The 18,734-nt window shown below is 60.4% G+C and carries 13 protein-coding genes and 1 pseudogene; 5 read left to right on the forward strand and 9 right to left on the reverse strand.

Annotated features, from left to right (window positions below):
• Positions 1-50: 50 nt before the first annotated feature.
• The 3 genes and pseudogenes from ACA046_RS02440 to ACA046_RS02450 form a co-directional block, all read right to left on the reverse strand.
• Entirely contained in the window at positions 51-1,793 is a 1,743-nt protein-coding gene (locus ACA046_RS02440; protein WP_076015486.1) for a potassium/proton antiporter, read from the reverse strand.
• Between the two features lie 136 nt (positions 1,794-1,929).
• Positions 1,930-2,802, reverse strand: a complete 873-nt coding sequence (locus tag ACA046_RS02445; RefSeq protein WP_413818048.1) for a methyl-accepting chemotaxis protein — start codon at positions 2,800-2,802, stop codon at positions 1,930-1,932.
• Positions 2,803-2,835: 33 nt separating this feature from the next.
• Positions 2,836-3,609 (reverse strand): annotated as a pseudogene (locus ACA046_RS02450) (MCP four helix bundle domain-containing protein); the annotation flags it as partial.
• A 224-nt stretch (positions 3,610-3,833) separates the two neighbouring features.
• On the opposite strand from ACA046_RS02450, the gene ACA046_RS02455 reads away from it, so the two are divergent.
• Together ACA046_RS02455 and ACA046_RS02460 are read left to right on the forward strand one after the other, a co-directional pair.
• A complete protein-coding gene (locus ACA046_RS02455) occupies positions 3,834-4,064 on the forward strand; it encodes a hypothetical protein (protein ID WP_459025616.1) in 231 nt (76 codons plus the stop codon).
• Positions 4,061-4,354 (forward strand): cell division protein ZapA, encoded by a 294-nt coding sequence (locus tag ACA046_RS02460; protein ID WP_003209415.1) that lies wholly within the window; start codon positions 4,061-4,063, stop codon positions 4,352-4,354. The genes ACA046_RS02455 and ACA046_RS02460 overlap by 4 nt, the downstream gene beginning before the upstream one ends.
• Here ACA046_RS02460 and ACA046_RS02465 read toward each other — a convergent pair.
• On the reverse strand, positions 4,351-6,153 hold the full coding sequence (locus tag ACA046_RS02465; RefSeq protein WP_459025618.1) for an acyl-CoA dehydrogenase: 1,803 nt from the start codon (positions 6,151-6,153) through the stop codon (positions 4,351-4,353). The genes ACA046_RS02460 and ACA046_RS02465 overlap by 4 nt on opposite strands.
• Positions 6,154-6,378: 225 nt before the next feature.
• On the reverse strand, positions 6,379-10,332 hold the full coding sequence (putA, locus tag ACA046_RS02470; RefSeq protein ID WP_497675853.1) for a trifunctional transcriptional regulator/proline dehydrogenase/L-glutamate gamma-semialdehyde dehydrogenase: 3,954 nt from the start codon (positions 10,330-10,332) through the stop codon (positions 6,379-6,381).
• A 457-nt stretch (positions 10,333-10,789) separates the two neighbouring features.
• Between putA and putP the strand changes: the two genes are divergently transcribed.
• Positions 10,790-12,274 (forward strand): sodium/proline symporter PutP, encoded by a 1,485-nt coding sequence (putP, locus tag ACA046_RS02475; RefSeq protein ID WP_497675854.1) that lies wholly within the window; start codon positions 10,790-10,792, stop codon positions 12,272-12,274.
• Between the two features lie 94 nt (positions 12,275-12,368).
• Here the strand turns inward: putP and ACA046_RS02480 are convergent, their stop codons facing one another.
• From ACA046_RS02480 to ACA046_RS02490, 3 genes are all read right to left on the reverse strand, one after another.
• Positions 12,369-12,758 carry a hypothetical protein gene (locus ACA046_RS02480; RefSeq protein ID WP_459025624.1) on the reverse strand — a complete coding sequence of 130 codons (390 nt, stop codon included), beginning with the start codon at positions 12,756-12,758 and terminating at the stop codon, positions 12,369-12,371.
• The gene (locus ACA046_RS02485) at positions 12,748-13,695 is read right to left on the reverse strand and encodes a hypothetical protein (RefSeq protein WP_318302793.1); all 948 of its coding nucleotides are present in this window, start codon (positions 13,693-13,695) and stop codon (positions 12,748-12,750) included. Before ACA046_RS02485 ends, ACA046_RS02480 begins: the two co-directional genes overlap by 11 nt.
• A 236-nt stretch (positions 13,696-13,931) precedes the next feature.
• On the reverse strand, positions 13,932-14,426 hold the full coding sequence (locus ACA046_RS02490; RefSeq protein ID WP_497675855.1) for a DUF2165 family protein: 495 nt from the start codon (positions 14,424-14,426) through the stop codon (positions 13,932-13,934).
• 189 nt (positions 14,427-14,615) lie between these two features.
• On the opposite strand from ACA046_RS02490, the gene ACA046_RS02495 reads away from it, so the two are divergent.
• Positions 14,616-16,637, forward strand: a complete 2,022-nt coding sequence (locus ACA046_RS02495; RefSeq protein ID WP_497675856.1) for a type VI secretion system Vgr family protein — start codon at positions 14,616-14,618, stop codon at positions 16,635-16,637.
• Complete coding sequence (locus ACA046_RS02500) at positions 16,634-17,347, forward strand: DUF4123 domain-containing protein (protein ID WP_459025629.1); 714 nt, start codon at positions 16,634-16,636, stop codon at positions 17,345-17,347. Before ACA046_RS02495 ends, ACA046_RS02500 begins: the two co-directional genes overlap by 4 nt.
• On the opposite strand, the gene ACA046_RS02505 is transcribed toward ACA046_RS02500, so the two are convergent.
• On the reverse strand, positions 17,333-18,610 hold the full coding sequence (locus ACA046_RS02505) for an O-acetylhomoserine aminocarboxypropyltransferase/cysteine synthase family protein (protein WP_459025631.1): 1,278 nt from the start codon (positions 18,608-18,610) through the stop codon (positions 17,333-17,335). The two genes, ACA046_RS02500 and ACA046_RS02505, sit on opposite strands and share 15 nt — an antisense overlap.
• Positions 18,611-18,734: the final 124 nt, after the last annotated feature.

Genomic DNA, 18,734 nt, shown 5'->3' on the forward strand with positions numbered 1-18,734 from the left:
GATAAATAGGGGGCGTCCCGACATCGACTGGCGCGCCGTCGCCCCGCAGTTTAGAGGAAGAGTCCGGGGCCCGGGCGACTTCCTTCGGGGAATCTGACGCCAACTTTGCCGATCTTGTTCCCGTCCATGACGGCGACGGTCCAAATGGTGTTGTTCCATTCCACCTGGTCGCCGACCACGGGTGCCCCGCCGACTTTCTGGGTGATGAAGCGACTCAGTGGCATGTCCGGGTCGATTCCCTCGAGCTTGAGCCCGTACAGCGCCGAAACCGCGCCCAGCTGGGCGTCGCCTTCCAGGACGAAGTCACCGAAGAAGCGCAGGTCGAGGCCCCGTTGTGGTGCCTGGCTGAACAGTTTGCCGAGGGCCGGCAAGTTGTGTTCATGGCCGATCACGCACAGCAAATCATCGACTTCCAGCACCGTACTACCCGACGGATGGAGCAGTTGCTGGCCACGAAACAGCGCAGCGATCCGTGTGCCCTCGGGCATTTTCAGCTCCCGAAGGGCGGCGCCGATGCACCATTTCTCGGCGCCCAGGCGGTAGACGAACAGCTCCCACTCGCTGGTGACGTGCACTTCCAGGGCCGCCCGGGAGATTGGCGCAGGCTCGGGCGGTACTGTCACCTTCAACAGTTTGGCGACCCACGGCAGGCTCGTACCCTGCACCAGCAGCGACACCAGCACGATAAAGAACGCCAGGTTGAAGTACAGCTGTGCGTGGGGGAGGCCGGCCATCAGCGGGAACACCGCCAGAATGATCGGGACCGCGCCGCGCAGGCCGACCCAGGCAATAAAGGCTTTCTCTCGACCGTGGAAGGCCTTGAACGGCAGCAGGCCGACCATGACCGACAGCGGCCGGGCAAACAGGATCATCCACAGCGCCAGTCCCAGGGCTGGCAGCGCGATGGGCAGCAGATCATGGGGCGTGACCAGCAGGCCCAGCACCAGGAACATGCCGATCTGCGCGAGCCAGGCCATGCCGTCGAGCATATGCAAAATGCCATGTCGGCTGCGCACCGGGCGGTTGCCGATCACCAAACCGCACAGGTAAACCGCGAGGAAGCCGCTGCCGTGCAGGGCGTTGGTCAGGGCAAACACGAACAGGCCGCCGGAAATCACCAGGATCGGGTACAGGCCGTTGGCCAGGTTGATCCGGTTGACCATCTGCAGCATCAACCAACCGCCGCCCAGGCCAATGATGCCGCCGATTCCGAACTCGCGGATCAGGTGGCCCAGCAGGCTCCAGTGCAGGCCGGTCTGGCCGCTGGCGAGCATGTCGATCAGGGTGACGGTAAGGAACACCGCCATCGGGTCGTTGCTGCCGGACTCGATTTCCAGGCTGGCGGTGACCCGTTCGTTCAGGCCCTTGCCGCCCAGCAGCGAGAACACCGCCGCGGCGTCCGTGGAGCCGACGATGGCGCCGATCAGCAGGCCTTGAATGATGTTGAGGTTGAACAGCCAGGCGGCTGCCATGCCGGTGAGGCCGGTGGTGATCAGTACCCCGACCGTCGCCAATGACAGCGCGGGCCAGAGTGCCACGCGAAAACTCGCCACCCGTGTTCGCAAGCCGCCATCGAGCAGGATCACCGCCAGGGCGAGGTTGCCCACTAGGTAGGCGGTCGGGTAGTTATCGAAGATGATGCCGCCGCCGTCGACGCCGGCGATCATGCCCACGGCCAGGATGATCACCAGGATCGGAATCCCCAGGCGGGACGAAAGAGAACTCACCAGAATGCTCGCACCTACCAGCAACGCGCCGATCAAGAACAGGCTGTTGATGGTCGTCGCATTCAAAGGCAGTACTCCATGAGCGGGAAAGACGAGGCGCAAACTGACCATGCAGTCTGCGTGCCAGCGATTCTAACCTGTTGAATTGCTGTGCTGTCAAAAAGGTTTGTAGTGAGCGGGCAAGCCCGCTCACTCCATTCAGTTAAAGCCTGAACCGCCCCACCATCCCGTTCAAATCCACCGCCAACCGCGACAGTTCGCTGCTCGCCGCACTGGTCTGGCTGGCGCCGGTCGCCGATTGCACCGACAAATCGCGAATGTTCACCAGGTTGCGATCCACTTCCCGCGCCACCTGCGCCTGCTCTTCAGCGGCACTGGCGATCACCAGGTTGCGCTCGTTGATTTCAACGATGGCGGTATTGATGGTATCCAGCGACATCCCCGCACCCTTGGCGATATTCAGCGTCGACTCTGCACGCTCGGTGCTGTTACGCATCGAATCCACTGCATGCTCGGTACCGGCCTGAATGCTGCCGATCATCCGCTCGATCTCGCTGGTGGACTGCTGGGTGCGATGGGCCAGGGCCCGCACTTCATCCGCCACCACCGCAAAACCACGCCCGGCTTCACCGGCACGCGCCGCTTCAATCGCTGCGTTCAGGGCCAGCAGGTTGGTCTGGTCGGCCAGGCCACGAATCACGTCCAGCACCTTGCCGATGTCCCGGGACTCTTCCGCCAGGTTGCCGATCAGGGTCGCGGTGGCTTGCACGTCGCTGCTCATACGCTCGATGGCGCCGACGGTTTCCTGCACCAGGTCACGGCCATCGCCGGCCGAGGAGGTGGCGTTTTTCGAAGCTTCGGAGGTGCTGACGGCGTTGCGGGCCACTTCTTCAACCGCGCTGGTCATCTCGTTGACGGCCGTGGCGGCTTGTTCGATTTCGTTGTTTTGCTGGGTCAGGCCACGGGCGCTTTCGTCGGTTACGGCGTTCAGCTCTTCCGCTGCGGATGCCAACTGGGTGGCCGAGCCGGCGATGCGCTGCAAGGTGTCCTTCAACTTGTCCTGCATCTTGGCCATCGCCAACAGCAGTCGGCCGGCTTCGTCGTTGCCTTCGACCTTGATCGGACGCGTCAGGTTGCCTTCGGCAATTTCCTCGGCGGCGTCCAGGGCCTGGGCGATCGGCAGCGTGATGCTGCGGGTCAGCAACCAGGCGAACAGTATGGTCAGTGCAGTGGCCAGGATCAGCAGGATCACCACCAGCTCAAACGCCATGTCGTACTGGTCGGCGGCTTGCTGGTTGGTCGCTGTGGCCATCTTGTTATTGATGTCCAGCAGGCGGTTCAGCACGGCGTTGACCTGCTCCGAGTTGCTCAGCAGCTCGGTGTTCAGCAGGGTGCGCAGCTCGTCCACCTGATTGGCCCGGGACAGGCTCTTCATGCGTTCTTCGATCTGGTGGTACTGGGCCAAAAGACGCACGTATTCGTCATAGGCGGCGCGCTCTTCGCTGCTGTCGATCAGCTTCTCGTAGACCGTCTGGGCGGTACGAATCTGTTGATTGCGCAGATCAAACGCTTCAAGGGTCTTTTGCTGGACGTCGGGCTCGCGGTTGGTGAGCAGGCGATAGGACAGCACCCGCAGGCGCAGGGTCAGCTGGGTGAACTCGTCCAGGGCGCGAATGCTCGGCACGCTGCTGAGGGTGATGTCTTCCGTCGCCGCGCGAATCTTGCTCATCTGGTTCAACGCGAACACGCCGAGAAACAACATCAGCGCGCCAATCAACGCGAAGCCGAGGAAGGCCCGCGGCGCGATATTCATATTACGAAGAGACATGCTGTGATCCTGGGGAGAAGCGCGATCCATGCGGGGTTTGGGCGGGGTGTCCATGACCTATCGGTCATACGACTAAAGTCTTGAGGGGGGTGCGCGCTTTTGTCGCAGGCCGGGACGGTCCGACGGGATTCAGGAACCAGATGCCATAAATGCAGTCACTAAGGCTCGAAAGCGTGGCCTGCCCTGTAAAATCAAGGCCCCGCGCCAGGGATAACCCTGGCATCCGAGGTGATTTTTCTTTATCGTCACCGCCCTTTGAAAAAGCCCGAGAAATCAAAATGTTAGAAGCATCCCTCAGCCAATTGGAACAACTGGTCAGTGACCTGGTACAGCAGAACCAGGATCTGCTGGGCACCAACGAATCCCTCAAGGCCGAACTGGCTCGCGCCAAGGATGAGAACGACAGCCTGCAGCTGAGCCTGATGGAACAGGAAGAAAAGCAGGGCGCCACCGCAGCCCGTATCCAGGCGTTGGTTGAGCGTGTGAGCGCAGGTCCTGTCAGCGCATGAATGAAGGGATAAAGGTCGTTTCGATTCTCGGTGAGGATTACTCGATCAAGGCACCGGAAGGGGAAGACAACACCCTGATGAGCGCCGTGACGATGCTCAAGGCATCCCTGGCCACCACCAAGAAAAAGTACCCGACGCTGATCGGTGACAAGCTATTGGTGCTGGCGGCGCTGAACCTGTGCGCCGAGCAGATCGAAATGCAAAAGCACCACCAGCAGGAACTCGACCGTTACCAAGAGCAAGTCAGCGCCACGGTCGAAGTGATTTCCAAGGCGATCGGAACGCCTTAGAACCACTCATCCTGCATCCCCAGGCACGTGTCATCGCGTGCCTCGAGAATCGCCAGTTCATGATGGCAGCCCGGTATTTCCCACGTCAGGAAGTACCGGGCGGCCTGGAGCTTGCCTTTATAGAAGGCGACATCGGCAGCATTGCCTTTGGCCAGCCCTTCCTCGGCGCGAATCGCCTGTTCCAGCCAGCGCCAGCCAATCACCGTATGCCCAAACACCTTCAGGTACAGCGCCGAATTCGCCAGGCTGCTGTTGACCTTGCCGTGGGCGAGATCCGTCAGCAGGCCGAGGGTGACCTCTTGCAGGCGCGTTACCAGTTGTTCCAGCGGTTCCCGCAAGGCAGTCAGCGACGGGTATTCCTGTGCCCGCGCGCCGGTCTCGGCGATCAGGCGAATCAGTTGTTTCAAGCCCGCACCGCCGTTCTGCGCCAGCTTGCGCCCGAGCAGATCCAGCGACTGAATGCCGTGGGTGCCTTCATGGATCGGATTCAGGCGGTTGTCGCGGTAGTACTGTTCCACCGGGTATTCACGGGTGTAGCCGTGGCCGCCGAGGATCTGGATCGCCAGTTCGTTGGCCTTCAGGCAAAACTCCGATGGCCAGGATTTGACGATAGGCGTCAGCAGGTCCAGCAGTTCGTGGGCCTGTTTGCGCGCAGCTTCGGTTTCCAGGGTGGTGGTGTCGTCGAACAGGCGTGCGGCGTACAGGCCAAGGTCGAAGGCACCTTCCACGTAGGCTTTTTGGGTCAACAGCATGCGCTTGATGTCGGCGTGTTGAATGATCGACACCGGCGCGGTGTTCGGGTCTTTGCTGTCCGGCAGGCGGCCTTGCGGGCGCTCGCGGGCGTATTCCAGGGAGTACAGGTAGCCGGCGTAACCGAGCATCACCGCGCCCATGCCCACGCCGATCCGCGCTTCGTTCATCATCTGGAACATGCAGCTCAGGCCCTGATGCGGTTTGCCCACCAGGTAGCCGACACACTCGCCGTTATCGCCGAAATTCAGCGCAGTCGAGGTGGTACCGCGCCAACCCATCTTGTGAAACAGCCCGGCCAGCAGCACATCGTTGCGCTTGCCCAGGCTGCCGTCGTCGTTGACCAGGAACTTGGGCACGATAAACAGCGAAATGCCCTTCACCCCGGCAGGCGCGTCCGGCAGTTTGGCCAGCACCATATGCACGATGTTTTCCGACAGCGGGTGATCGCCACCAGAGATGAAGATCTTGTTGCCCTTGAGGCGATAGCTGCCGTCAGCCGCCGGCTCTGCCCGGGTACGAATATCCGACAGCGACGAACCGGCGTGGGGCTCAGTCAAGGCCATGGTGCCGAAGAAACGGCCTTCGATCATCGGTTGCAGGAAGCGTTGTTTCTGCTCCTCGGTGCCGAAGCTCTCGATCAGGTTGGCGGCGCCCATGGTCAGGAACGGGTAGGACGTGGAAGCGGCGTTGGCCGACTGGAAATGTGCGAAACAGGCTTGGGACAGCAGGGTTGGCAATTGCATGCCGCCCGCGTCGAAGCTGCGGGCGGCGTTGAGAAAGCCGGCTTCAAGGAAGGCATCCACCGCCGGTTTCACTTCAGGAATCAGAATCGCCTGACCGTTCTCGTAGCGTGGCTCGTTCTCGTCGCCCTTGCGGTTATGCGGGGCGAAGAACTTCTCGGCAATGCTGCGGGCGGTGCCGATGGCGGCGTCGAAGGTTTCACGGTTGTGTTCGGCAAACCGCTCGCGCTGGGTCAGGCCCTCGGCATCGAGGACTTCGTACAGCTCGAAAGCCAGATTGCGGGAACTGAGCAGCGTCTCGGACATGGCGGCTTACCTGTGTGGGAATGGGCCGAGTCTAAGTGCGTAAATAGAGGCTGGATAGCAAGATTGATCTGGGTGATGGAGGGGCAAAACAGGGAGGAAGCTGGGGCGCGGTCAATGTGAGAGCGGGCTTGCTCGCGAATGCGGTGGATCAGTCAATACATCTGGTGACTGACACTCCGTATTCGCGAGCAAGCCCGCTCCCATATTTTGACCGCGTTTCGACAGTTAGCCGATGGTCATCAGACTGGCGTTACCGCCCGCCGCAGCAGTGTTGACGCTCAACGCTCGCTCGATCACCAGGCGCTCCAGGGCAATCCCGGTTTCGCCCGAAGACAAACCGTGAACCCCGACAATCGCCCCGCCACGCTTGGCCACTTGCTGGCAAACCCCGCGCAGTTGGTCGGAATCGCCGTGATGCAGTACGGCATCAAATACGGTTTCATCCTTGGTCCAGTCAGCCACCAGCTTGACCTTCGCCTGAAGCTCCTTCGGCAAGCGTGCGAACACGGCCTTGGTCAATTCAGTTTCCGGCCATACCGCCGAGCCGCCGACTGCCAGTACCGCCGCCAGTTGCGTCAGCAGGTCGCCTTCCACTTCCGCCAGGCACAACACGTGCTCGCGGGGCAGGATGGCGTAGCTGTTGCGCTCGCCGGTCGGGCCGGCCAGTTGGCGGGTGATACCGCTTTGGGATTGCGCGGTGAACTGCACGCACAGGGCGCTCAAGTCGCTGAGCTTGTTGCTGTCGGCCCAGGCTTGCAGGGCGGTCAGCGGCTTGCTCATGGCATCCCGCAGGCGAACATCCGGTGCTGTCACGGCATCACCGCGAACGAAGGATTGCTCGATGGCATCCGTAGGACGGGTCGACAGCAGACGGTACAGGTACAGCGGACCGCCGGCTTTAGGGCCGGTACCCGACAAACCTTCGCCGCCGAACGGCTGCACGCCGACCACGGCACCCACAATGTTGCGGTTAACGTAGACGTTACCGGCATGGACGTTGTCGATCACCTTGGCGATGGTCTCGTCGATGCGAGTGTGCACGCCCAGGGTCAGGCCGTAGCCGGAGGCATTGATCTGGCCGATAAGCTGGTCGATCTCTTTGCGCTTGTAGCGCACCACGTGCAGCACCGGGCCGAAGATTTCCCGTTGCAGTTCGTCGAAGCTTTCCAGTTCGATCAGGGTCGGCATCACGAACGTGCCGCGCTTGACCTCTTCGCTATCGGCAATCGCGACCTGGTAAACGTTGCGGCCTTTGTCGCGCATGGCCTGGATGTGTTTCTCGATGCCGGCTTTGGCTTCGGCGTCGATCACCGGGCCAATGTCCACCGACAGGCGCTCCGGGTTGCCGAGGCGGCATTCAGCCATGGCACCTTTAAGCATTTCGATGACGCGATCAGCGGAATCTTCCTGCAAGCACAGGACGCGCAGGGCCGAGCAGCGTTGGCCGGCACTGTCGAAGGCCGAGGACACCACGTCGATCACCACTTGTTCGGTGAGTGCCGAGGAATCGACGATCATCGCGTTCTGGCCACCGGTTTCGGCGATCAGCGGAATCGGACGACCCTGTGCATCCAGGCGGCCGGCGACATTGCGTTGCAGCAGACGCGCGACTTCGGTGGAGCCGGTGAACATCACGCCCTTGACGCGATCATCACCCACCAGGCGGGCACCGACGGTTTCGCCTTGGCCCGGCAGCAGTTGCAGCACGCCTTCCGGAATCCCGGCTTCCAGCAGCAGGCGCACGGCTTGTGCGGCAACCAATGGTGTTTGCTCGGCAGGCTTGGCCAGCACCGGGTTACCGGCGGCCAGTGCAGCAGCGACCTGGCCACTGAAGATCGCCAGCGGGAAGTTCCACGGGCTGATGCACACCACCGGGCCCAGTGGGCGGTGGGCGTCGTTGGTGAAATCGTTACGGGCCTGCACCGCGTAGTAGCGCAGGAAGTCCACGGCTTCACGCACTTCGGCGATGGCGTTGGCGAAGGTCTTGCCGGCTTCACGGGCCAGCAGGCCCATCAGTGGCTGGATCTCGCCTTCCATCAGGTCGGCGGCACGTTCCAGGATCGCGGCGCGTTCGGCGGGCGGGGTGGCCTGCCAGATTGGCGCAGCGTTCAGGGCGCACTGGATGGCGTTGTCGACGTCTTCGACATTCGCTTCCTGCACATGGCCGACCACGTCACGCAGATCCGACGGGTTCAACACCGGTGCAGCCGCTTCGTTGCTGGAAGCGCAGCCGAGCATCGGCGCGGCTTTCCAGTTGTTGTGCGCGGTGGCCAGCAAGGCGCAGGACAGCGAAGCCAAACGGTGTTCGTTGGCCAGGTCGATACCGGCGGAGTTGGCGCGCTCGGCACCGTACAGGTCGCGGGGCAGCGGGATACGCGGGTGCGGCAGGCCGAAGCCGCCTTCCTGCGTCGCCATCTGCTCGATGCTGGCCACTGGATCGGCCACCAGCTCCTGGATCGAGATGGATTGGTCAGCGATTCGGTTGACGAACGAAGTGTTGGCGCCGTTTTCCAGCAGGCGACGCACCAGGTAAGCCAGCAGCGTTTCGTGAGTGCCGACCGGTGCGTACACGCGGCACGGACGGTTCAGCTTACCTTCGGAGACCTTGCCTACAACCTGCTCGTACAGAGGTTCGCCCATGCCGTGCAGGCATTGGAACTCGTACTGGCCGGGGTAATAGTTCTGACCGGCAATATGGTAAATCGCCGACAAGGTGTGAGCGTTGTGGGTAGCGAACTGCGGGTAGATAACTTCCGGAACCGAGAGCAGTTTGCGTGCACAGGCAATGTAGGAAACGTCGGTGTACACCTTGCGGGTGTAGACCGGATAGCCTTCCAGGCCTTCAACCTGGGCGCGCTTGATTTCGCTGTCCCAGTAAGCGCCTTTCACCAGGCGGATCATCAGGCGATGGCGGCTGCGGCGTGCCAGGTCGATCACGTAGTCGATCACATACGGGCAGCGCTTCTGGTAAGCCTGGATCACAAAGCCGATACCGTTCCAGCCGGTCAGTTGCGGCTCGAAGCACAGCCGTTCCAGCAGGTCGAGCGACAGCTCCAGGCGGTCGGCTTCTTCGGCGTCGATGTTCAAACCGATGTCGTATTGCTTGGCCAGCAGGGTCAGCGACAGCAGGCGCGGGTACAACTCGTCCATCACACGTTCGTATTGCGCACGACTGTAACGCGGGTGCAGGGCCGAGAGCTTGATGGAAATGCCCGGGCCTTCATAAATCCCACGACCGTGGGACGCTTTGCCGATCGAGTGGATGGCTTGTTCGTACGAGGCCAGGTATTTCTGGGCGTCGTGTTCGGTGAGTGCGGCTTCACCGAGCATGTCGTACGAATAGCGGAAGCCCTTGGCTTCGAACTTGCTCGCGTTGGCCAGGGCTTCAGCGATGGTTTCGCCGGTGACGAACTGCTCGCCCATCAGGCGCATGGCCATGTCGACGCCCTTGCGGATCATCGGCTCGCCGCTCTTGCCGATGATGCGGCTCAGGGACGACGTCAGGCCGGCTTCGTTATGGGTGGCGACCAGTTTGCCGGTCAGCAGCAGGCCCCAAGTGGCGGCGTTGACGAACAGCGACGGGCTGTTGCCCAAGTGTGGGTGCCAGTTGCCGGTGCTGATTTTGTCGCGGATCAGCGCGTCGCGGGTGCCTTTGTCCGGGATGCGCAACAGCGCTTCGGCGAGGCACATCAGCGCTACGCCTTCCTGGGACGACAGGGAGAATTCTTGCAGCAGGCCCTGGACGATGCCTGCACGTCCGCCGGCGCTTTTCTGATTGCGCAGTTTCTCGGCGATCGAAGAGGCGAGCTTGTTGGTGGCTTCGGCCATTGCCGCAGGCAGGCGAGCCTGCTCGATCAGCATCGGCACCACTTCCGGTTCCGGGCGACGGTAAGCGGCGGTGATCGACGCGCGCAGTACCGATTGCGGCAGGATGCTCTCGGCGAACTCCAGGAAGCACTGGTGGGCGTGGTCGGTCTGGACCTCGCCGGCTTCTTCTGCGTCCTTGCTGCCCATGCCGTTGAGCTCGGCCAGGGTTGCACCACCCTCGAGTTTCTCCAGGTAATTGAAAATCGCCTGCTTGATCAGCCAGTGCGGCGTGCGATCAATGGAGGTCGCGGCCGCCTTCAGGCGCTCGCGGGTCGGGTCGTCAAGTTTGACCCCAAGGGTGGTCGTAGCCATCTTTTTATCCTCATGGGTGCCACTACTGCGTGGCATCAGCTGGCGGCAAGATTAGCTTTGCGCCGTGAGAGGTGCAACCGGGTGCAACCCTTTTTATCCATGAAATTTTTGATGCTGATCGGGAAAAATTATCGCCGCAGCCGAATCGGCTGTGACTTGGTGCGTTTGCTTCTGACTTTTGCTGTTCTTGCTCCGAAAAGGAGCAAAAACACAGTGTTTTTCGAAAAACACATCAAGGTGCAACTTATTCTCAAGAAACTGGTTGCACCTTATTTACTTTGTTGAATAGCATTCGCGCCCAAGGTGCAACCTCTTACCGGCGGTTCATCGGCTGATGGCTTTCCTGGGGAAACGTCAGTCATAAATGCGCGGCGCCAGGCTTCGTCTATCCACTAGTTAGTGGGTGGCCGTCCGGACAGACCGCCGCTACATAAAAACAATGCCAGGGCGTAACTCAATGAGCGTAAGTAATCCTACCCTGATCACCTTTGTGATCTATATCGCTGCCATGGTGCTGATCGGCTTTATGGCCTATCGCTCCACCAATAACCTTTCCGACTACATCCTGGGCGGTCGCAGCCTCGGCAGCGTGGTCACCGCGCTCTCGGCCGGCGCATCGGACATGAGCGGCTGGTTGCTGATGGGTTTGCCCGGCGCGATTTACATGTCTGGCCTGTCCGAAAGCTGGATCGCCATCGGCCTGATCGTCGGTGCCTACCTGAACTGGCTGTTTGTAGCCGGCCGCCTGCGGGTGCAGACCGAGCACAACGGCGACGCCCTGACCCTGCCGGATTACTTCTCCAGCCGTTTTGAAGATAAAAGCGGCCTGCTGCGGATCATCTCTGCGGTGGTGATTCTGGTGTTCTTCACCATTTACTGCGCTTCCGGCATCGTGGCCGGCGCCCGTCTGTTTGAAAGCACCTTCGGCATGTCCTACGAGACTGCGCTGTGGGCCGGTGCTGCCGCGACGATTGCCTACACCTTCGTGGGTGGTTTCCTGGCGGTGAGCTGGACTGACACCGTACAAGCCACGCTGATGATCTTCGCCCTGTTGCTGACGCCGATCATCGTGCTGCTGGCTACCGGTGGCGTCGACACCACGTTCCTGGCGATCGAAGCGCAGAACCCTGACAACTTCAACATGCTGAAAAACACCACCTTCATCGGCGTCATTTCGCTGATGGGCTGGGGCTTGGGTTACTTCGGCCAGCCGCATATCCTCGCGCGTTTCATGGCGGCGGATTCGGTGAAATCGATCGCTAATGCCCGTCGTATCTCCATGACCTGGATGATCCTGTGCCTGGGCGGCACCGTGGCGGTGGGCTTCTTCGGTATCGCCTACTTCTCGGCGCACCCGGAAGTCGCCGGTCCCGTGACCGAGAACCACGAGCGTGTGTTCATCGAACTGGCCAAGCTGCTGTTCAACCCATGGATTGCCGGTGTATTGCTGTCGGCCATCCTGGCTGCCGTGATGAGTACCCTGAGCTGCCAGTTGCTGGTGTGCTCCAGCGCTCTGACCGAAGACTTCTACAAAACCTTCCTGCGTAAAAACGCCTCCCAGGTCGAGCTGGTGTGGGTCGGTCGCGCCATGGTGCTGCTGGTGGCGCTGATCGCCATCGCCATGGCCGCCAACCCGGAAAACCGCGTACTGGGCCTGGTGAGCTACGCCTGGGCTGGTTTCGGTGCTGCGTTCGGTCCTGTGGTGCTGATCTCGGTACTGTGGAAAGGCATGACGCGTAATGGCGCACTGGCCGGCATCCTGGTGGGGGCGATCACCGTGATCGTGTGGAAGCACTTCAACCTGTTAGGCCTGTACGAAATCATCCCGGGCTTCATCTTTGCCAGCCTGGCGATTTACTTCGTGAGCAAGCTGGGCGCTCCGACGGCTGGCATGCTTCAGCGGTTTGACGCGGCCGAGGCGGATTACAACCTCAACAAGTAATCGGCGGGGGCTTGAATGCCCGCTGAACTGAAAACGGCCCGCATCTTTTGGATGACGGGCCGTTTTTTTGCCTTCCAGATCTCGCAGTGGTGTTTTACAGGTTCAGATGATCACTGAAGTAAACAGCTATCCAGCCCGTCATCCCGGTTATGCCAAAAAAGCTCATCCCGCTAAAGATCGCTTTCAGGCCGCGTGGAAAAGCTTGGACTTGCCGTAAGTCAATAGCGCCACGTCTTGCGTTCCATCCTGGCAGCGTAATGGCCACATGGATGACGCATAGTCGGGTCATTTTTCCTCGTAGGGAGTTTCCCCAGAGACGCCGATGGGCAGCTACCAAGCGGCAGTTATCCAATAGGCCTTCCATGAACTCCAGTTTTCGGTAGGCCAGGAATACACCGATAGTGACGGAAGCGATGATTGCAAGGGACGAGCCCATCGCTAGCTGGGTTTTCACTGGAAGATTGAGAAAGTAGTCAATATTCATAAATGGCTTCTCCGATCTCCTCTCCTGCAACTCCACCAAGGCTGCCGAATGCTGCTCCGCTAGCACCGCTCGCGATTAATATGCAGCTCAGCGCGAGCGGGCCAGTGGTGGGGGCCAGTACCGCGACACATAAAGCTGTTCCCAGGTAGCCGCCGATTAATCCTCCTGCCACTCCGCCCGCCAACTTCCCTGCCTCCACATATTTGGCCTTCCTGCACTGCTCTTCTCTCCCCGTCGAGCAAGCCTCCTTGATTTCCAGTGCCGACGCCGTAGTGCTTAGCGCAATCCCCAGTGGCGTTCCATTTTTCAGCAGATTGGCCGTCTTTGATACCCGCGCAAGCGTGTCGGCATACCTGTTGATTTCTCCGGTACGCAGATAGCTTCGGGTGGATATCCCGAGCATTTTTTTGATCGAGCCCTCATTGCGCAAGTTGGTTCCATAGCGCGCAAAGCCGCGCATTTGCGCCTCCAGCTTGGCGAACAGGGTTCGTCTTCGAGCCAGGAAGTCGTCTCGTACGGCGCCGCCACCCTGGCGCAGGGACTGTTTATGCAGTGCATCAATGTCTTCGAGCGTTTTACCAATGTCCTGCAAATGTCGACTCCATGCATCGCCCGCCGTGCCTATCCCGAGCGAAGCGTAGCCCAGCATTTTTTGCAACAGGTCGTAGTTGTGCAGGGCATAGGTATCGCCGCCTTCGGCCATAACACTATGGCGAATATTCCAGGCGGCGCTCATCAGGCGGGATTCTTCCAGGGTGCAGGCCGCCGTGGAGTCATCGCCGATGATCACCAACTGGCCGGGTAGAACAACAGCATTGCGAATGTGTGTGTTAAGTACGTCGAACTTGGTTAGCGCGTGTTTGCCCAGGCGCAACCTTGCCTTGAGCTCGATTGACGTTTGTTGCCTTTCATTGATGAATGCATAGGGCTGAGGCATTGGGGCGTCCTCAGCAATCTTTGCGGGTGTTGGGGTTATTCAACGCAGGATGGTTGTGTGCCATATATGCGGTCCTTTCCGAATGGAGATGGCACCGCAATTTAAGGGCTTGCCTTGTGGCTCGGAGCGTTGAATGTGGGGCGTTTTTATACTTTGGGAAAACGGCTACAAACTACCGTCAGCTATCTGACAGTAGTTTGTGAAAGGGCATCCACCGATTTCGAATTCGTGGTTTTTCAGTCGTGGTCAGTGTCCGGCTGGTTGAGAAAAATCAGCACACCCAGGATCGCCATATAAAACTTGAACGCAGCTTCCTGGCCGTTCCACTGATGGGATTGCCACATCAGGAACCACTCGCCGCCGATCACCATAAATCCGAAGAACCACACGACAAAACCGAGGGTCAGTCCTACAACTGCGCATTTCTTTGCGCGGTTGAATTCGGTGCCGGTGGCACGACGAGCCCGCCACAAGGCCAGTGCGCCACGCGCCAGCAGCACGGCCGTCAGGGTTTCACCGGCGATGATCAGCCAATACGCACCGTGCCACAGCCATGGGGTGGTGATGGCGCGATACATCGCGGCGTTGCCGGGGAAGGTGGCGTCCATGCTCAGCACATGTTTGACGAAGGCAAAGTTGGAGCCGTAGTCGGTGATGTTGTTGAAGGCGACGAGTGTGGCGAAGGCTGCCAGGGCAAGGGTCAGAACGATTTTTGCGTAGCGGTTGGCCATGTTTTTTTCCATTGTGATGCCGATGAGGTGGGTTGTAACGCTAGCACGCTCATGACGGTGGCTCGACGTTTGAGACATGAAGAATTGGGCACTTGAGATGTAAGGATTTACTGATTTGCCTGCAGCGCACTCAGCTCGGCAAACAGCTGGTGCAGAATCGGCCACCCACTACTCGCAGAGAAACACCGGATGTTCGCTCCTGCCAATCAAAGTGCCTTTACCCTGACCCTCGACGGCGTGCCCAGTGATCTCAAGGTTTTTGAGTTCAAGGGCAACGAAGCCATCAGCGAGCCTTATCGCTTCGACCTTGAACTGGTCAGCGACCAGCCAGACCTCGACCTTGAAAGCCTGCTGCACCGCCAGGCCTTCTTGAGCTTCGATGCTCAGGGGAATGGCATTCACGGCCAAATCTACCGCGTTGCCCAGGGCGATTCCGGCAGGCGCCTGACCCGCTACCAGATCAGCCTGGTGCCACGCCTGGCGTACCTGCAACACAGCAGCCACCAGCGTATTTTCCAGCACCAGAGTGTGCCGCAGATCATCAAGCGGGTGCTGGAAGGGCAGGGCATCCACGGCGATGCTTTCGAATTCAGGTTGGCGGGCGTGTATCCCGAGCGTGAGTACTGCGTGCAGTTTGGTGAAAGCGATTTGGGGTTTATCCAGCGCCTGTGTGCCGAGTTGGGGATTCACTACCATTTCCAGCACAGTCCCGACGGGCACCTCCTGGTATTTGGTGATGACCAGGCGGTGTTCGCGCAGGGTGAGCAGGCGACTGACTATGTGCCTGGCACCGGGATGGTCGCCGATGCACCCGTGATCAAGCGTTTTTCGGTGCGTCTGGAAACCCGCACGACGGGTGTAAACCTGCGCGATTACGACTTTCGCAAGCCGCGACTGCAGCTGGAAAGTGAAGTGCTCGGCGAGCAGCTTCCGTCCCTGGAAGATCACGACTATCCCGGCCACTTCACCGATCGGGCCCACGGCAAGCACTTGGCACAGCGGGCTCTTGAGCGACATCGCGGCGACTATCGCCAGGCCCATGGCAGTGGCGATCAACCATCGTTGGTCAGTGGTCGGCTTTTCAAGATGGCAGCGCACCCCCGCGAGGAATGGAATGATCTTTGGCTGGTGACTCGGGTCGCTCACCGCGGCAGTCAACCTCAAGTACTTGAGGAGTCTATGGGCGATGGGGCGCTCCAGGGATACAGCAACACCTTCGTCGCCACGCCGTGGGACACGGTTTTTCGTCCCGACCTGCCGCCGGCACGCACCCCCCTATCCGGTTATCAGAACGCGGTTGTCACTGGCCCCGTCGACAGTGAAATCCATTGCGACGAATACGGTCGGGTCAAGGTGCAACTGGCCTGGGATCGCGCCGGGGAGCACAACGAACATTCCAGCTGCTGGCTCCGTGTGGCCAGTGGCTGGGCCCATGAACATTACGGCGCGGTGCTGATTCCACGGGTGGGCATGGAAGTGCTGGTGGGCTTCGTCAATGGTGACGCCGATACGCCACTGGTGGTCGGCTGCCTGGCCAATGCGGCGACGCCAGTGCCGCTGGACCTGCCGGCCGACAAGACCCGCAGCATCTTTCGTAGCCAGACCAGCCCCGGCGGCGGTGGCTACAACGAGCTGCGCATCGAGGACCGCAAGGGCGCCGAGGAAATCTACCTGCGTGCCCAGCGCAACTGGACCCAACACGTACTCCATGACCAGCACGTGCGGGTCGACAATCAGCGCAATGTCATTGTGAAAGGTCTTGATCGTCATGACCTTCAGGGCGAAGAACAGCGCACCACCCACGGCAACCGCCTGACGGAACTCAAGCAGGACGATCACCTGATGATCGCCGGCTCGCAGCAAACGCGTGCCGGCATGACCATTCGAATTGGCGCCGGGCAAAGCATCGTTATCGACGCGGGCGCCAGCGTGACCCTTCAGGCTGGCGGGCACTGGATCAATGTTTCAGCGGACGGGATTTTCAGCAGCACAGAGGTTCAGGGTGGCGGCTCGCCGGCATCGGTGGCAGCGCCTCTGATGGCAGGGCTACAGGAAAAGTTGCTGGCGGTGATACCGGCACCGCTGAGTGCCGTGCAGGTGTTCAGCCTGAAACGCAGTGCGCCCTTTTGTGAAGAGTGCGAGCGCTGCAGGAATGGCGTGTGTGACACGCCTCTGCACCGCAACGCATCACTGGCCGGAGGTGCACCATGATTTCTCCAGGGCAATGGTTGGCGTCTGCGCCATTGCAGGCGGGTGAGCAGTTGTTTGCGGTGTTGGGTAATGCCAGCGACTGCAAGCCGCTTGAAGCCTGGCGTCGTACCAGTGGTAGCTCGCTCAGTCCAGTCTGGGCGGACAGCGAATATGCGGCATGGGATGAAGTCATGCCCTACGTTGCGGTGGTTGCCGTTGAAAGCGCTTTTCTGAAATGGGCCGACGAATGCGAAGGTACTGACTGGGGATGGTTGGCTGTGTCGTCCTGTCCCGTGCAAACCGTCGTCGAGCATCTGCGCAGCCTGACCAAGGTAATGTTGCCGGAAGGGCAGGCGGTGTTCTTTCGCTTCTGGGACGGCGCCTATGTACTGCCTGTTTTGCAGGCACTGGGGCCGCAGGCAAAGGCGTTGCTCCCGGTGTTCAGTCGCTACTGGATCAATGGTCACCAGCTTGAGGTAGCCGTCACAACGGTGGGAGCGGCAAAGCCAAGCCCGTGGTGGCAAGTGCCGCCGCAGGTTCTCCAGCACTTGAGTGAGCAATCGAGCGTCACGCTGGTGGACAACCTCCTGCAATGGCTGGAAGAACAGCGCCCGGACCTGCACAGTGCCTTTGCGCCGGCGACCTTGAAGCACAAGGTCGCTCACTTCGTGCACCGGCCGGATGTCAGTCATCAGGCGCTGGCTGCCTGGCTGGGCTCAGAGTTGGGTTGAAGCCAAAGACTGCTGCAAGTCCTCGATCAGGTCCTCAATCGCCTCAATGCCGACTGACAGGCGAATCATCTCCGGCTTCACCCCGGCTTTCGCCTGCTCTTGTTCATTCATCTGACGGTGGGTGGTGGACGCCGGATGGCAGGCCAGGGACTTGGCATCGCCGATGTTCACCAGGCGCTTGAAGATTTGCAGTGAGTCATAGAAACGTACGCCAGCCTCATAACCGCCCTTCAGCCCGAAGGACAGAATCGCCGACGGTTTGCCCTGCATGTATTTCTGCGCCAGATGATGGTGTGGGTGATCCGGCAGGCCGGCGTAGCTGACCCATTCCACCAGATCGTGGTCTTGCAGGAAGTGGGCAATCTTCAAGGCGTTTTCGGTGTGGCGCTCCATGCGCAGGGCCAGGGTTTCCAGGCCTTGCAGCAGCAGGAATGCATTCATCGGCGCCAAGGCCGCGCCGGTGTTGCGCAGGGGCACGGTGCGGGCGCGGGCAATGAAGGCGGCAGGACCGAATTTTTCGGTGTAGACCACACCGTGATAGGCCGGCTCTGGCTGGTTGAGGCCGGGAAATTTCTCCGGGTATTGAGTCCAGGGAAAGGTGCCGCTGTCGACAATCACACCACCCAGCGAGTTGCCATGGCCGCCGACGTATTTGGTCACCGAGTGCACGACGATGTCCGCGCCGAACCGGATCGGTTTGCACAGAATCGGCGTGGCCACGGTGTTGTCCACCATCAGCGGAACACCTCGGGCGTGGGCGACGTTGGCCAGGGCCTCGATGTCGATGATGTTGCCCGCCGGGTTGCCAATGCTTTCGCAGTACACCAGCTTGGTGTTGTCATCGATCAGTTCGGCGATGGCTGCGGCAGAGTCGTCACGGGAGAAGCGCACGTCGACGCCGAAACTCGGCAGCAAATGGGCGAACAGGGTGTAGGTGCCACCATACAACTGCGGGGTGGTGACGATGTTGTCACCGGCCCGGGTCAGGGTCTGGATCGCGTAGTGGATCGCCGCGCTGCCGGCCGACACTGCCAGGGCCGCGATGCCGCCTTCGAGTGCTGCGATGCGTTGCTCCAGCACGTCGTTGGTGGGGTTCATGATGCGTGTGTAGATATTGCCGGGCACGTCGAGGTTGAACAGGTCCGCGCCGTGCTGGGCGTTATCGAATTCGAAGGCGACGTTCTGGTAGATCGGCACGGCGACGGCCTTGGTGGTCGGGTCCGACTTGAAGCCGTGGTGCAGGGCGATGGTGGCGTCTTTCATGAGTTTTTATGACCTCCATGGATAATTGCTGGCCACAATAAATCCGCTTTCGTACCGGCAATTAGACTATTTTCGGCGGCGCCCCTGTGTTTGCGGCATAAGCACCACCTGACGCGCAGCCCTG

Source organism: Pseudomonas sp. LBUM1641 (genome assembly GCF_059716235.1).